14 protein-coding genes are annotated in these 14,614 nt (G+C 49.0%); 2 read left to right on the top strand and 12 right to left on the bottom strand.

The window, feature by feature from the left end; translation table 11 throughout:
* Window positions 1–225: 225 nt before the first annotated feature.
* The 10 genes from ICL07_RS06180 to ICL07_RS06135 all read right to left on the bottom strand — a co-directional run bounded on the left by ICL07_RS06180 (window position 226) and on the right by ICL07_RS06135 (window position 10,401).
* The gene (locus ICL07_RS06180; protein ID WP_188087047.1) at window positions 226–1,191 is read right to left on the bottom strand and encodes a YihY/virulence factor BrkB family protein; all 966 of its coding nucleotides are present in this window, start codon (window positions 1,189–1,191) and stop codon (window positions 226–228) included.
* 141 nt (window positions 1,192–1,332) lie between these two features.
* The gene (gene mltG, locus ICL07_RS06175; RefSeq protein WP_188087046.1) at window positions 1,333–2,376 is read right to left on the bottom strand and encodes an endolytic transglycosylase MltG; all 1,044 of its coding nucleotides are present in this window, start codon (window positions 2,374–2,376) and stop codon (window positions 1,333–1,335) included.
* Window positions 2,377–2,450: 74 nt separating this feature from the next.
* The gene (gene secG / locus ICL07_RS06170; RefSeq protein ID WP_188087045.1) at window positions 2,451–2,828 is read right to left on the bottom strand and encodes a preprotein translocase subunit SecG; all 378 of its coding nucleotides are present in this window, start codon (window positions 2,826–2,828) and stop codon (window positions 2,451–2,453) included.
* Window positions 2,829–2,833: 5 nt separating this feature from the next.
* Window positions 2,834–4,093, bottom strand: a complete 1,260-nt coding sequence (locus ICL07_RS06165) for a hypothetical protein (protein WP_188087044.1) — start codon at window positions 4,091–4,093, stop codon at window positions 2,834–2,836.
* Window positions 4,094–4,193: 100 nt separating this feature from the next.
* On the bottom strand, window positions 4,194–4,715 hold the full coding sequence (lptE, locus tag ICL07_RS06160; protein WP_188087043.1) for an LPS assembly lipoprotein LptE: 522 nt from the start codon (window positions 4,713–4,715) through the stop codon (window positions 4,194–4,196).
* Window positions 4,716–4,731: 16 nt separating this feature from the next.
* Window positions 4,732–5,976: a sigma-54 interaction domain-containing protein gene (locus ICL07_RS06155; RefSeq protein WP_188087042.1), complete on the bottom strand. Its 1,245-nt coding sequence runs from the start codon at window positions 5,974–5,976 to the stop codon at window positions 4,732–4,734.
* Between the two features lie 55 nt (window positions 5,977–6,031).
* On the bottom strand, window positions 6,032–7,444 hold the full coding sequence (miaB, locus tag ICL07_RS06150) for a tRNA (N6-isopentenyl adenosine(37)-C2)-methylthiotransferase MiaB (protein ID WP_188087041.1): 1,413 nt from the start codon (window positions 7,442–7,444) through the stop codon (window positions 6,032–6,034).
* 299 nt (window positions 7,445–7,743) lie between these two features.
* The gene (locus ICL07_RS06145) at window positions 7,744–8,253 is read right to left on the bottom strand and encodes a hypothetical protein (RefSeq protein ID WP_188087040.1); all 510 of its coding nucleotides are present in this window, start codon (window positions 8,251–8,253) and stop codon (window positions 7,744–7,746) included.
* Window positions 8,254–8,275: 22 nt separating this feature from the next.
* Entirely contained in the window at window positions 8,276–9,055 is a 780-nt protein-coding gene (locus tag ICL07_RS06140; protein ID WP_188087039.1) for a (Fe-S)-binding protein, read from the bottom strand.
* Window positions 9,056–9,078: 23 nt separating this feature from the next.
* Window positions 9,079–10,401, bottom strand: coding sequence for a 4Fe-4S dicluster domain-containing protein (locus ICL07_RS06135; protein ID WP_188087038.1), 1,323 nt, complete (start codon window positions 10,399–10,401; stop codon window positions 9,079–9,081).
* Between the two features lie 109 nt (window positions 10,402–10,510).
* On the opposite strand from ICL07_RS06135, the gene ICL07_RS06130 reads away from it, so the two are divergent.
* Window positions 10,511–11,008, top strand: coding sequence for a phosphoribosyltransferase family protein (locus tag ICL07_RS06130; RefSeq protein ID WP_188087037.1), 498 nt, complete (start codon window positions 10,511–10,513; stop codon window positions 11,006–11,008).
* A gap of 9 nt (window positions 11,009–11,017) precedes the next feature.
* On the opposite strand, the gene ICL07_RS06125 is transcribed toward ICL07_RS06130, so the two are convergent.
* On the bottom strand, window positions 11,018–11,980 hold the full coding sequence (locus ICL07_RS06125) for a DUF2279 domain-containing protein (RefSeq protein WP_188087036.1): 963 nt from the start codon (window positions 11,978–11,980) through the stop codon (window positions 11,018–11,020).
* Between the two features lie 44 nt (window positions 11,981–12,024).
* Window positions 12,025–13,749 (bottom strand): phospho-sugar mutase, encoded by a 1,725-nt coding sequence (locus tag ICL07_RS06120; protein ID WP_188087035.1) that lies wholly within the window; start codon window positions 13,747–13,749, stop codon window positions 12,025–12,027.
* 127 nt (window positions 13,750–13,876) lie between these two features.
* Here ICL07_RS06120 and ICL07_RS06115 point away from each other — a divergent pair, with 127 nt between their 5' ends.
* Entirely contained in the window at window positions 13,877–14,530 is a 654-nt protein-coding gene (locus ICL07_RS06115) for a protein-L-isoaspartate(D-aspartate) O-methyltransferase (protein WP_188087034.1), read from the top strand.
* Window positions 14,531–14,614 lie beyond the last annotated feature (84 nt).

Genomic DNA, 14,614 nt, shown 5'->3' with positions numbered 1-14,614 from the left:
TGGTTAAATTCTATCCCAAAGTCAGTCAATATAGTCAGCAAAATATGTCGGCATCGGAGGAGAAAGATGTTATAGCCGAATATCGCCAGGAACGGGACAGTGCAATACTTGTCACGCACGATATCGTAAATAATTTCGCTCTTCAGAAAGTATAGAAACAGCTCAGGTTGCGTGGATTTATATCATATAGCTATCATTGTTCTTCTGCAAAACATCTGTGATGTTTTAGGCGGACTGTTTTTCCGGCGTTTTTTCCCTTTCCAGCCGTGTATCGCTCAGCGCACGGATACTGGCATTCAACTCAAAACCCACCAGCAAAATAAAGGAGTTGAAGAAAATCCACAGCATGAGGATCAGGATGGTACCGATAGAACCATAGATTTTATTGTAGTTGCCGAAGTTGTTCACAAACCAGGAGAAGCCTATGGTGACCAGTATCATGAAGATGGTGGCAACGGCAGCGCCGGCGGTAATGAACTTCCACTTTTTGGTAGTAGCGGCGCCAATGCGGTATAACACGGCATTGACGGAATAAAACAGTAACACAATGAATATCCAGCGGGCCACATCAATGATAGTCAGCAGCGGGATGTTATGTACACCGGTCAGGTTAAATAACCAGCGCAGGGTAGCGCCCTGGATAATGATCAGGCCTACGGTTACCAGCAGCAGTATCACTAATATCAGCGTGAGTTGCAGGGCAATCAAACGGTTTTGCCACCATTTGCGTTTCCGGAAACCGGCGCCTTCTATTTTGCTGAAAGAGCGCAGGATACCCATTACACCATTGGAGGAGTAAAAGAAACCCATGAGGAAAGCGACTGACAGCAGCCCGTTACGATGTGTATAGAGGAAGTCGTGGATCATTTCCCGTACAATCATGTAGGTGTTGTAGTTGGGCGTGAGATCCTGGGCCAGGTCGTACAGGGTGGGTTCTATGTTCTTCACCGGTACATAGGGTACCAGGGTGAAGAGAAAGATGAAGAAAGGCGGTATCGCCAACAGGAAGTTGAAGGAGATAGCCCTGGCCCTGTCGCCCAAACCTCTTGCTTTGGTTTCCTGCCCGAAATGTTTCAGCACATCATATAGCGGTAGTCCTTCAAAACCAGGCAGGTAAAGGGTTTTACTCCTGTTAACCAACCAACGGTAAGGACGTGAACGAAAGATGATGTTTTCGGGTTTAAAAACCAATGCTGTGTTATTTAGTTATTTAATTATTTTGCTATTTAGTTATTTATTTATTTATTTATTGAATCATTGGATATGAGTTTATTCAGATGGAATCCGGCCATCTTCAATAATCCAATAACCAAATAACAAAATAACCCAATACTAATATCCTCGTTTATTCAATTCTGCCTGATATTTCCTGGCATTTACCAGGTGTTCGGCGTAGGTGGCGGCGAAAGCATGGTAGCCTGAGAAGTCGGACCTGGCGCAAAAGTACAAATAATCCGTTTCGGGTGTGTTCAGTACCGCGTTTAATGTTTTTTCGGACGGCGTACAGATAGGGCCCGGAGGGAGGCCCTCATAACGGTAAGTGTTATACGGAGAATCGAACTGGGTATGTATTTCGCGTATTCTTTTCAGTCCGAAGTCCTGGAGTGCGAATTTCACCGTAGGATCGGCCTGCAGGCGCATTCCTTTGCGGTAGCGGTTCAGGTACACACTGGAGATGATGGGTTTTTCGTCCAGTTTATTGCTTTCTTCATCTACGATAGAAGCGAGTATGGTTACCTGGGTAGGGCTGAGGCCCAGGGCTTTCGCCTTTTCCCGGCGTTCGGGTGTCCAGAATTCTTCCCTTTCCTTTTCCAGTTTTTTGAAGACAGTTTCGGCATTGGTGTTCCAGTAGAACTGGTAGGTGTCGGGTACGATAGCGCACATGGCGGTATTGGTATCCAGACTGAACTGGCGGAGGTATACCTGGTCAGACAGCAGGGCGCGCAGGGCGTTGGAATCGGCTTCCAGGTTGGTACTGATTTTCCGGATCAGGTCTTGTTTGGTGCGCAGTTTATTGATCACTAATACAACAGGTGATTGTTTACCGGAGCGGAGCAGTTTCGCGATCTCGAAGTTGCTCATGCCATGGGTAATCTTGTACCGGCCGGCTTTGATACGGGACGGATATCCCAGCTCCCTGGCTACCCAATTGAAACTGTTGCGGTTACGGACAATGCCCTGGTCTTCCAGGCCATCCAGCACATCGTTATAGGTGCTGCCGGTACGGACGTAGAAGTATTTGGAATCGCCGAAAGCTTTTGTATTGGGCCCAAACACCCGGTAGGAGAAATATACGAGGGCACCTGCGGCCAGGCAGCCGGCAATGAGGAGGCTGCGTTTAAGCCATACGTTGGTAGGTTTTCGTTTTTTAGCCATTCGTAGAGCGGGTAGTGATTAAAAAAACCTCGCTTTTAACGGCGAGGTTTTATAAAATATTATGTAGAAAGATATTATTTGCCCGGAGTGGTTGGAGCCGGAGTACCCGGAGCCGGAGTTTGCTGAGGCTGAGCACCAGGCAATTGTGCCGGAGCAGGAGCGGGAGCAGGCATACCAGCACCAGCTCTTTCAACAGCAGTAGGTGCAGCATTGGATACTTTGGCAGATTTACCAATAAAGAAAGGCGCAGTCAGGCACAGTGCAGCGATGATAACGGCCAGTATCCAGGTACCTTTTTCCAAAACGTCAGTTGTCTGACGTACCCCGATCACCTGATTGCCAATACCGCCAAAAGAACCGGACAGACCGCCTCCCTTAGGGTTTTGGATCAGCACGAAGAAGCCCAACAACACACAGGCTAATATGATCAGGACACCAAAAATGATTAACATAAATATTATCGTTTGCTTTTATCTATTAAAGATTTTAGTTCTTGTATCTTCTGCGCAAAATAAGCGTTTTTGTCGGGATTAAGCAAACTTAATTTTTGATATATCCTGATCGCTTGTTGGTACTGGTGTTGCCGTACCCATATCTCTGCCAGTGTTTCTGATACGATGTCGTTGTTGAAAGTGATGGAATCCATGGCCATTCTCTCCACGGTTTCAGATACTTCCGGTTCTTCCTCCTCGTCGTAAATGCGGTGGAGCTGCTGCTGGTACCAGTCTTTACTGCTCCTGCCGGAGAAGTTATCCTTGATCTGCCGCAGCCAGGAGGTAAAGCTTTTCATCTCTGCTTCGCCCTGAATGCTGAGTTCGTCTGCATTTTCCGGGTCTTTCAGCCGTTTATAGGCAAAATAATCGTCTGTATAAAGCGGTTGGAACGTTAAGGTGGTTTCTTCTGCTGTTGGTATCTCCAATGGGAATATTTTAATCGGCCGTTCGTCTGCTGTAGTCGTATGATCTGTTGCTTCCGTTGTGGCTGCCTGGTGAGGTGTATGGTTGGTTTCCGGTGCTGCCAGCATGTCAGCCGGCTCCGGGATATCGGATAATATCGCTTCCGAAACAGCGGTTGCTTCATCGTGTAGCCCGTTGGTAGCTGTTGCTACCGGCATTTCAGCTTCCATAGGAGTATCTACCGGGGCTGCTTCCGTTTCCACCGGTGTTGCTGCTACAGCGGGCGCCTGCTCCGTTTCAGTTTCCACAGGAACTTCCGCCGGTGTTGCTGCTATAGCGGGTATTTCTTCCGTTTCAGTTTCCAGGGGTACTTCCACCAGCGCTTCCGCCAGGGCTGCTTCCTGCCCGGTTTCAGCAGCAAGCTCCGTTTCAGCTTCGGCGGCCGCTGGCTCCGCAAAGGTTTCCGGTGCTGCCGGGGCGGCAATCGGCATATCCGCTACTGCGGCATGTTCCAAAACAGGTGCATCATCCGGAAGGGCATCTGCCGGAATCACCGGCGAAATACGGTCTTCCACGGTTTCCAATACCGGTTCGTGGGTAACGATATGATAAAAATGGTGAGGCTGACCGCTATACAGCATCGCCTTTTTGATGGCAGGGTCCTGAAGGTCGCCATGCTGATGGTATATCTTTCTGGCCAGCAGTAGCCGGGCGGCAGAAAAATAGGGATATTCCGTTACCAGTTGTTCCATGGCGGCTACATCTACCTGATGCAGACTAGCCTGCAAAAAGACGTGTGCAATGATGGTGTTTGCGATCATAGTCCTAATGTAGTAAATTTTATTATTTGGTTATTTGATCATTTTGTGCAGCATATAAAATCTGTGCAAAATGATCAAACAACCAAATGAACAAATGGTATTACCAGTTAGCAAAAGCCCTGTTGAAGATATCATCCACAATACCGGGAATAATATTGCTCTCCAGCAGGCTGTTTTCTATGGCGCTGGGGAGCTGGTTGGCGCTAAAGTCGGCTGAACGGGTAAAGGACTGGGTGAAGCCTTTTTTATCGCCTACCCGTTTTATGAAAGTGATATTGATGGTCACATTCAGACGGGAAGTGGCGGCCTTGTCTACGTTGGTCACGGCAGCGTTAGAGAAGGAATAACCGGTGATGGCGCCGCGGAACTCGTAGTCAGCACGGGGTTCATTATCGCCTACCTGTGTCAGCCTGGTTTGTGAAGTGACTTTATCACGCAGTTTCTGGGTGATTTTCTGGCTGAGGGTAGGGTTGGTGATCGGCGCCCTGTTCTCAATAAATCGCACGTTCACCGTTTTGGCCTCGTTATCAATACTGGCGCCGGTGGTGGAATAGTGTACACTGCAACCGCCGAGGAGCGCGATGATGGCAAAGGCGATGAATGTTCTGATAGTTGTGGTCATGCTGCTGAAAATTCGTTTATTCGGCGATGTTATATTCTTTCAGTTTGCGGTAAAGTGTTCTTTCGGAAATACCCAGGTCCAGGGCGGCGTCCTTGCGTTTGCCCTTGTGTTTCTTCAGTGCTTTTACAATCAGTTCTTTCTCCTTGTCGGCAATGGAGAGTGTTTCTTCCACTTCCTCATGGTGATCGATCTTGTTATCGGCCAGGATAATGGGCTGTGTATTGTTGATAACAGGCGCCGGTACGGTCATTTCATTGCCGGCGGGGTAACTGTGCAATACGTGATTTTCCGGGTGATATTCATTGGCATGGGCCATATTCGGATTCTGCAGAATATCGAAGAACATTTTCTTCACCTCTGTTACATCCTTTTTCATGTCGAAGAAAAGTTTGTAGAGGATGTCTCTTTCACTGGCAAAGTCGCCACCACTGCCCGGCTGGTGCTGCGGGGCTGCCAGCATCGGGAGCCGGTTGACTTCCGGTATTTCCGGCAGGAACCTCTTCAGGTCGTTGGCGGTAACCAGTTTATCGGATGATAATACAGAGATTTGTTCTGCGATATTTTTCAGTTCACGCACATTACCGCGCCAGGGGTAGTTGACCAATACCTGGCGGGCTTCATCATCCAGCTGGATGGAAGGTGTTTTATATTTCTCGGAGAAATCGACGGAGAATTTACGGAACAGCAAAGGAATATCTTCTTTGCGGTCGCGCAATGCCGGTACGCGGATAGGCACGGTATTCAACCGGTAGTAGAGATCTTCCCGGAATTTACCGTGTTGGGTACGTTCCAGCAGATCGCGGTTAGTGGCGGCGATCACCCGGACATCGGTTTTCTGTACTTTGGAAGAACCTACACGGATGTATTCACCGGTTTCCAGTACGCGGAGCAGGCGTGCCTGGGTACCCAGCGGCATTTCACCGATTTCATCGAGGAAAATGGTACCGCCGTTCACGGTTTCGAAATAACCTTTACGGCTGTCTACCGCGCCGGTGAAGGAACCTTTTTCGTGGCCGAACAATTCGGAGTCGATGGTTCCTTCAGGAATAGCGCCGCAGTTAACAGCGATGAAGGGATTATGTTTACGGGCGCTGAGCGCATGTATGATCTGTGAAAATACTTCTTTACCTACGCCGCTCTCCCCGTTGATCAGTACGGTGAGATCGGTATTGGCTACCTGTGCAGCCACCTGCAGGGCGTAGTTCAATGCGGGACTGTTTCCGATAATGCCAAACCTGTTTTTGATAGCCTGTATGTCCATAAGTGGTAACCCGATTGTTTAATGGTCCAAAAATGAGCAGGCAGCAGCGGGTAGGCTACTGTACTGCCTTTCCTATAAGTGTACCTGATGTACAGCTATCTACCTTCACCATCACATATTCGCCCTTTTGGAAGTTTTCCCGGGGGAAAACAATCACCTTGTTCTGGTCGTTGCGACCAAACAGGTGCTCTTCGGAGCGTTTGGAAGTGCCTTCTACCAGCACTTTGAAGGTTTTGCCGACATCGTTTTTCATGTTTATTTCTGACTGTTTCCGGTGCTGTTCCACCACTTCGGCCAGCCTTCTTTTTTTAACCTCTTCCGGAATATCGTCCTGGTAGCGGCGTTGTGCCAGTGTGCCGGGACGTTCGGAGTAGAAGTACATATAAGCCAGGTCGTAAGCGGCAAAGCGCATGATGTCCAGCGTTTCCTGGTGTTCTTCTTCCGTTTCACTGCAGAAACCGCAGATGATGTCGGTAGAGAGACCACAGTCCGGAATGATTTCGCGGATACGTTCCACTTTCTTCATATACCATTCACGGGTATACGTACGGTTCATCAGCTGTAATATCCGGTTGCTGCCGCTTTGTACCGGCAGGTGGATATAGTTGCAGATGTTTTCATGCTTCGCCATGGTAAACAGTACCTCATCGGTGATGTCTTTCGGATGAGAGGTGCTGAAACGTACGCGCAGCAAAGGATTGATCAGCGCCACTTTTTCCAGCAGCTGGGCGAATGTTACGGTTTCACTGTCATCGGCGCTGGTCCAGTAGTAGGAGTCCACGTTCTGGCCCAGCAGCGTTACTTCCCGGTAACCATTGTTAAACAGTTCGGTTGCCTCGCGGATAATGGAATGCGCATCGCGGCTGCGTTCCCGGCCACGGGTGAAAGGCACTACACAGAAGGTGCACATATTGTTGCAACCCCGCATGATAGATACAAAGGAGGTTACCCCGTTGTTATCCAGCCGCACCGGACTGATATCGCCATAAGTCTCTTCCCGGCTCAGCAGTACGTTCACCGATTTCTGGCCCGTTTCTGCTTCTGCAATCAGGGAAGGGAGGGCGCGGTAAGCATCCGGGCCTACCACCATGTCTACCAGCTTTTCTTCTTCCAGCAATTTGGTTTTTAACCTTTCTGCCATACAGCCTAATACGCCGATCAGCAGACCGGGCGTGGCTTTTTTGATCCGGTGAAATTCAGTCAGCCGTTTACGTACGGTCTGTTCCGCCTTTTCCCGGATAGAACAGGTGTTGAGCAAAATGAGATTCGCTTCTTCCACATTGCGGGTAGCGCCAAAACCTTCTTTATTTAAAATGGATGCAACGATTTCACTGTCGTTGAAATTCATCGCGCAGCCATAGCTTTCTATATAGAATTTTTTATTATATGATTGCTTGTCAGTCGTCACGGGAGCAAAGGCTTCACCCTGACGGCTTTCATCATGCACTTTTGTAACCTGGTCCAGCATTCCTAACAAAAATTTTGGAGAGCAAAAATAAGGATTAAAACTTAAAAAATGACAGAATGTCATCACGCAAAGGAGCAAAGCAGCAAAGGGCGCAAAGATTGGCAGGAAGATGAATGCGAAGATCGGCCAGGAATGGAAATTACTGGTAATTGTTATTGTTAATAATTAAGCGATTATATATTATAAAAAAAGAAGAGCAAATTATCTTGCTCTTCTTTTTCTATTTCCTGACATTAATTTGCTTTTTCTATTTTCGCATCAATCTTAGCGCTCTTTGCTGCTTTGCGTCTTTGCGGGCCCTACACCGCTTTGCGTGCGAGCTTCGCCGCCAGCCAGCTATCCTTCAGGGGGACCAGCCATTTGGTGTCCAGATCGGCCTTATTCAGTACTGTATTGTTGAGATAAAGGGTGTTCTCATCGATAAACCCTTTCTCCAGCGCGTAGGCGAGCTGAGCCATCGGCAGCAGCTGTACCTTGTCTTTCACCACAAAACCCAGCAGGAGGCGGTCGAACATATTCACATTGTATTGTTTCTCAATGCTTTTGATGACACGTACGGAGCTATCGGTGCTGCAACCGCTCACGGTGGTATCTGTTTCGTCAGCCATCAATATCACTACATGGCCCATCACCACTTTACCCCAGCCTTTTACAGGGGCGCCATGGGCGTTCCATTGTTCCGTAAATTGAAGCAGCTGTTCGTCTATTTCTTTGATCTCCTGCTCATTGAATGGTCTGTTGCTCTGATATATCCAAACCCTGGAAGCCGGAGAAAACCCGGAAGGGAAGTTTAGTTCTTTCGTATTCATGATGCAAAGTTAAGACAATTGATTATTCCATATTCATTGCAATCAGTTCGGCAATGTCAAGCACTTTTACTTCGTCTTCTTTGCCGGTCTCTTTCACGCCGTCTGTCAGCATGGTCATACAAAACGGGCAATTGGCGGCGATAACGGAAGCGCCGGTATCCACCGCTTCCCGGCCTCTTTCAAAGTTGATGCGGGTGGTTCCTTTCTCTTCTTCCTTGAACATCTGCGCGCCACCGGCGCCACAGCAAAGGCCATTACTGCGGCAACGCTTCATTTCCACCAGCTCGGCATCCAGGGTTTCCAGCACTTTGCGGGGAGCTTCGTAGATACCATTGCCTCTGCCGAGGTAGCAGGAATCGTGGTAGGTGATTTTTTTGCCTTTGAAAGTGCCGCCTTCCTTCATTTTGATCTTTCCTTCATCGATCAGCGACTGCAGGAAGGTGGTGTGGTGTATCACTTCGTAGTTGCCGCCAAGGGCAGGATATTCGTTTTTCAGGATATTAAAACAGTGAGGGCAGGCGGTGACGATTTTTTTTACGCCGTACATGTTCAGCAACTGTATGTTGTTTTGGGCCATCATCTGGAAGATAAATTCATTGCCGGCTCTTCTGGCCGGATCGCCGGTACAGCTTTCTTCTTTTCCCAGGATGGCAAACTGAACGCCTGTTTTGTCGAGAATAGTGGCAAATGCTTTGGTGATTTTTTGTGCCCGCTGATCGAAGCTGCCGGCGCAACCTACCCAAAACAGTATTTCCGGCGTTTCCCCGTTGGCGGCATATGTAGCCATTGTCTTTATCTGCATAGCTCTTCGCTTTTAGCTTTTCGTTATTGATTCATTTCTGTTGCCCATTTGTCGCGGTCGTCCATGCTGAACTTCCAGGGGGCCATATTGTTTTCGATATTGCTGAACATGCCGGTCCATTCGCCGGGGGCGCTGGATTCTTCCATTACCAGGTGACGGCGCAGTTGCAGGATAATATCGAGCGGACTGATACTCACCGGGCATTCCTGTACGCAGGCATTGCAGGTAGTGCAGGCACGCAGTTCCTCTTCTGTAATATAATCGCGCAGCAGTGTTTTGCCGTCATCCGTAAAGGTTTTGTTGGCATTGATGTTACGCCCTACTGCTTCCACACGGTCGCGGGTGTCCATCATGATTTTGCGGGGAGACAAAGCCTTACCGGTAAGGTTAGCCGGACAGGCAGCGCTGCAGCGGCCACATTCGGTACAGCTGTAGGCATCCAGCAGGTTTTTCCAGCTAAGGTCAAACACATCTTTGGCGCCGAACTTGGGCATACTTTCCGGTGCAGGCTCGTTGGCGGCCAGTTCCGGCTGCAGCATCAGTTGTACTTCCCGTTGTACGGCAGGCATGTTTTCCATTTCGCCCATAGGCTCCAGGTTAGCATAGTACGCATTAGGGAAGGCCAGGATGATATGCAGGTGTTTGGAATAAGGCAGGTAGTTGAGAAACGCCAGGATACCCAGTATGTGCAGCCACCAGCAGGTACGTTCAATGGCTATCAGCGTACCGTCGGACAGGTGGCTGAAGATAGCGCTCAGGTTACCGCTCACCAGGAAATGACCGGTAGCGATATAGTGTTCGCTGCCCCGTAGCTGCATTTGCTGATCGGCCGTGTTCATGGTGAGGAACAGCAGCATCAGCACAATTTCGGTGATCAGGATGTAGTTGGCGTCGGAACGTGGCCACCCGTTGAGGTCTTTGCTGATAAACCGCCGCAGTTTCAGGATGTTTCTGCGAATCAGGAAAATAGCGCATCCCAGTGTTACCAGTACGGCCAGTACTTCAAAAGCGCTGATCAGCAAAGGATACAGCGCGCCTAATACGGGAACGAATAAACGGTGTGTGCCCAGTATCCCATCCAGGATGATCTCTAAAATCTCCAGGTTGATGATAATAAAGCCCGCATACACGAAGAAGTGCAACACCGCTACCAACGGATTACGGAACATCTTTTTCTGGCCGAAGGCCAGCAACAGTACGTTTTTCCAGCGTAGGTCAGGGTGGTCATTGAGGTCTTTATCGCGCCCCAGCAGGATATTCCGCCGGATCTGGCGCACTTTCGTGGAAAATAGGTATACTGCCACCCCGAAGGCAATAATAAACAGTAACTCTTGTACAATTCGCATTATCTTAGATTTGACTCCCGAATTTATGTTTTTTTTAGCTCTCCGCTTTTCAAGGGGAAATTTTTGTTAAAAGCATCTTCCTACAACTGAACTTCTTATTTTTGCGCCTATGGAAAGCAGGAACATTATTCTTACACAGGATATCATCCAGAAAAAAATTGAGCGTATCGCTTATGAGATCTATGAGCTGAACAGTGATGGTACAGAAATCATCCTCGCCGGTATCTGGGACAGAGGCATGATCGTGGCCCGGAAAATAGCGGACGTACTGGAACAGATCTCTCCGTTGAAAACCAGGATCATATCCCTGCACCTGGATAAACAGCATCCGGGTGATGTAAAAGTTTCTGAAGACATTGATTTTAATGATAAAGTAGTAGTGGTGGTAGACGATGTGGCCAACTCCGGCCGTACCATGCTCTACGCATTGAAGCCGCTGCTGGCTTATCTCCCCAAAAAAATACAAACGGCGGTACTGGTAGACCGTAAACACAAGTCTTTCCCGTTGTCAGTAGATTTCGTTGGTTATTCACTGGCTACCACCCTGCAGGACATGGTGCTGGTAGAGATGCAGGGGGAAGACATCATCGCGGCTTATTTTGAATAAGCCTTTCTGTCAGAAATAGATGGCATGCAGTTTTACGTTGCCCAGTGAGTTGATCTCCAGGGCAGGGGCGGGAAATTTCATCATATTCAATACCTGGAACAACACTCTCACTCCCTTTTTACGGCTGCGGATTTTGGTAAAGTCCACATCGGGCGACAAATAGAACTGCCGGATGCGGCGTATGTGGCTATAGTCATGGTATACGCCTTGTGCGTCAGTCCAGGTATTGTCGCGTCCTCCATACATCCCGTCAGCGCCGTAACCTACGGCAATATTGAGCCAGCGGGGAAGCCAGGTGCTGTTTTTATGAAAAGAGTACAGGTTGGCTGACATCCAGTAAGTTTGACCATTATAGTCTTTGAGGGTTCTCTCCCAGAATGTTTTTCCAAAAAGCTGATCTGCTTTTTCATGAACAGGTCCTTCCGGATAATTTTTAGGATGGGAAGAAAATTTAAGCTGTATCCGTTGTTCATCCCACGCCAGTTCCTGGCTGATCAGCAGGGCAGAGCCTATCGCATTGGCGCCCATATCGCTCCAGGAGAATCCCCATTTTTCAGAGAACCCGTCCAGTACTTCAATCACCGACTGGTAGGCAAATCCGCTCAGGCCGCCGATCCAGATCTGTTGTTTACGCGGCAGGCCGGACCATCGCCACATTTCCCGGCTGTATTTTCCTTCAAAGTAAGCGGAGAAAATATGTCCGGCTTTATCCATCTGTTTCCATTCTCCCGCATCGTTGAAGAAGTGGAAGGAAGAGCGGGGATAACCTTTATACCACGCGGTGCTGAGCACGGCGAGGCCGGTGCCATATACGGCTGCCGTGGCGCCGGTGAGTATCCATACCCTTTCTTTGATGGTGGTATCGGGCAGGGTAGAGAAGGGCACCTTTTGTTGGGCCGGTGCGGTCAGGGAAATCAGCAGGAGGAGAAAAATTCCTGCCGGCAGCCCTCCTCCACGGGGGAGGAGGGACAAGCGGGCAGTATTCTCTTTGGATGTTATGATGGGAGTATGTTTTATTATTTCAGGTGCATGTCGGCAATGATACCTTCGATCTTTTTGTCGAGGGCTGCGGTCACTGCATCAAAGCTGGCTGCGTTATCGAGTGGGGCATTTACGCTGAAGTAGAATTTGATCTTGGGTTCAGTACCGGAAGGGCGTGCTGAGATTTTGCTGCCATCGGCCAGTACAAACTGGAGCACGTTGGATTTAGGCAGGTCCAGCGGTTTGATTTCGCCTGTTTGGATATCTTTTACCTGTTGCAGCTGGTAGTCGAACAGGGTCACTACAGGAGAGCCGTTGATGGTAGCAGGTGGATTTTCGCGGTAGCCGCGCATCATCTCCGCAATTTCATCTGCGCCTTTCATGCCTTTTTTGGTGATGGAGATCAGGTGTTCCTTGTAGTAGCCGTACTGCATGTAGATGTTTACCAGCAGTTCATACAGCGACTGGCCGAGGCTGCGGGCGTAGGCTGCCATTTCGCAGATCATGGCCACAGAGGAAACGGCGTCTTTGTCACGGATATTGTTGCCGATCATATATCCATATGATTCTTCCCCGCCGCAGATAAAGGTTTCCTGTGGTTCTTTCCGGCGGATGAGGTCTGCTATCCATTTAAAACCGGTGAGGGTATTGTAGCAGTTGATATCGTTTTTAGCAGCAAATACGTCGATGAGGTCGGAGGTTACCACTGTTTTTGCGATAAAGTCGTTCGGCTGTTGCAGTCCTTTACGGCGGCGGCCTTCCACGATATAGTTAAACAGCAGTACGCCGGTCTGGTTACCATTGAGCAGTACCCATTCGCCTTTCAGGTCTTTCACGGCAATGCCTACACGGTCAGCATCGGGGTCGGTACCCAGGAGGATGTCCGCATCCAGTTCTTTGGCCTTTTTGAGGCCGAGGCTCATGGCTTCAGACTCTTCAGGGTTAGGATACACCACCGTCGGGAAGTTTCCGTTGGGAGTAGCCTGTTCATCCACGATGGTCACATTGGTGAAACCGAAGCGTTGCAGTATTTCCGGCACCATGGTGATACCGGTACCGTGGATCGGTGTATAAACGATCTTGAGGTCGTGTTGTTGTTTGTTGATCTCCGGGTTGATGGACAGTCCCTGTAACTCTTTGAGGTAGGCTTCGTCTACTTCCTTACCGATCAGGGTGATATTGGCTTCACCGCCGGTCCATTTTACGTCATCAGGAGAGAGGATGCTTTCCACTTCACGGATCACGTTTTTATCGTGTGGCGGTACCAGCTGGGCGCCATCGTTCCAATAGGCTTTGTAACCGTTATATTCTTTCGGGTTGTGGGAAGCGGTGAGTACCACGCCGCCCTGGCATTGCAGGTGCCGGATGGTGAAAGAGAGCTCCGGCGTGGGGCGGAGGCTTTCAAACAGAAAGACTTTAATGCCGTTGGCCGCAAATACATTGGCTACGGTTTCAGCAAAAAAACGGGAGTTGTTGCGGCTGTCGTGAGCGATCGCTACCTTCACTTCCCCTTCAAAAGCCTTTTTGAGGTAGTTGGCGAAGCCCTGGGTGGCCATACCAACAGTATATTTATTCATGCGGTTGGTACCAACACCCATAATTCCTCTTAGCCCACCGGTACCAAACTCGAGATTACGATAAAAAGCATCATTGAGGTCGTCGGGGTTGCCTTCCTGCATCTTTTTCAGCGTGGCAATGGTTTCGGCGTCATAGTTGCCGTTGAGCCATTGCGCTACTTTGTTTTGAATATTTATATCCATAATCATGTAATTTTCCCGGGCCTTTATAGCCCGGAGAGATTGTAAAATAAAAATAAAAAAACGAATGTGGGAAATTCCGCCCGGGCAAAATCATTGAAAATCGTCGCGTAATGGTTAATTTTGCACTATGAGGCGGTATGAAGATACTTATAAACAAAAAGGATTACGCAAGCAGCTGGTTGATAGTATCCGTCAGAAAGGTATTACTGATGAAAACGTATTGGCGGCTATCGGCAACATTCCCCGGCATTATTTCCTTGATACGGCTTTCGAGAGCATCGCATATGATGACAGGGCCTTTCCTATCGGAGAGGGACAAACGATTTCACAGCCTTATACGGTAGCCTATCAGACGCAGCTACTGGAACCCCGGCCGTTCGAAAAGGTGCTGGAAATCGGTACCGGCAGCGGTTATCAGGCTTGTGTGCTGGCAGAGCTGAAGATGAACGTATTTACCATCGAACGCCAGAAACGCCTGTTTGACCAGATGAAGGTCTTCCCCTTTAAAAGCAAATACCCCAACCTGCGCCTGTTTTACGGCGATGGTTATGAAGGACTGCCTTCCTATGCGCCTTTTGATAAGGTGCTGGTGACTGCAGCGGCTCCGCATATTCCCGAAAAGCTGGTACAGCAGCTGAAGATAGGGGGTAAAATGGTGATTCCCGTAGGTGGTCAGGAAGTGCAGCGAATGCTGCGCATCACCAAAATCAGTGAAACCGAAACGGAACAGGAGCTGTTTGATAACTTCTCTTTTGTGCCGATGCTGGCAGGAAAAAAATAAATGTTGAATTAATAAGATGATAATAGGGCTGACCGATGAGGCCGGCCCTTTGTTTTTTATTCCGGGATTGGCCCACCCCCCTCC

The sequence above is a fragment of the Chitinophaga qingshengii genome, from assembly GCF_014529935.1.
Taxonomy (GTDB): Bacteria; Bacteroidota; Bacteroidia; order Chitinophagales; family Chitinophagaceae; genus Chitinophaga; species Chitinophaga qingshengii.
Note: the sequence above shows the minus strand (reverse complement) of the source record. Positions and strands in the feature narration are given on the sequence as shown.

Coding starts and splice junctions, on each gene's coding strand:
- ICL07_RS06135 (WP_188087038.1), bottom strand. CDS start 10,401: ATGCGAATTGTACAAGAGTTACTGTTTATTATTGCCTTCGGGGTGGCA.
- ICL07_RS06145 (WP_188087040.1), bottom strand. CDS start 8,253: ATGAATACGAAAGAACTAAACTTCCCTTCCGGGTTTTCTCCGGCTTCC.
- secG (WP_188087045.1), bottom strand. CDS start 2,828: ATGTTAATCATTTTTGGTGTCCTGATCATATTAGCCTGTGTGTTGTTG.
- ICL07_RS06155 (WP_188087042.1), bottom strand. CDS start 5,976: ATGGACATACAGGCTATCAAAAACAGGTTTGGCATTATCGGAAACAGT.
- ICL07_RS06140 (WP_188087039.1), bottom strand. CDS start 9,055: ATGCAGATAAAGACAATGGCTACATATGCCGCCAACGGGGAAACGCCG.
- ICL07_RS06130 (WP_188087037.1), top strand. CDS start 10,511: ATGGAAAGCAGGAACATTATTCTTACACAGGATATCATCCAGAAAAAA.
- ICL07_RS06115 (WP_188087034.1), top strand. CDS start 13,877: ATGAGGCGGTATGAAGATACTTATAAACAAAAAGGATTACGCAAGCAG.
- miaB (WP_188087041.1), bottom strand. CDS start 7,444: ATGCTGGACCAGGTTACAAAAGTGCATGATGAAAGCCGTCAGGGTGAA.
- ICL07_RS06120 (WP_188087035.1), bottom strand. CDS start 13,749: ATGGATATAAATATTCAAAACAAAGTAGCGCAATGGCTCAACGGCAAC.
- ICL07_RS06165 (WP_188087044.1), bottom strand. CDS start 4,093: ATGATCGCAAACACCATCATTGCACACGTCTTTTTGCAGGCTAGTCTG.
- lptE (WP_188087043.1), bottom strand. CDS start 4,715: ATGACCACAACTATCAGAACATTCATCGCCTTTGCCATCATCGCGCTC.
- mltG (WP_188087046.1), bottom strand. CDS start 2,376: ATGGCTAAAAAACGAAAACCTACCAACGTATGGCTTAAACGCAGCCTC.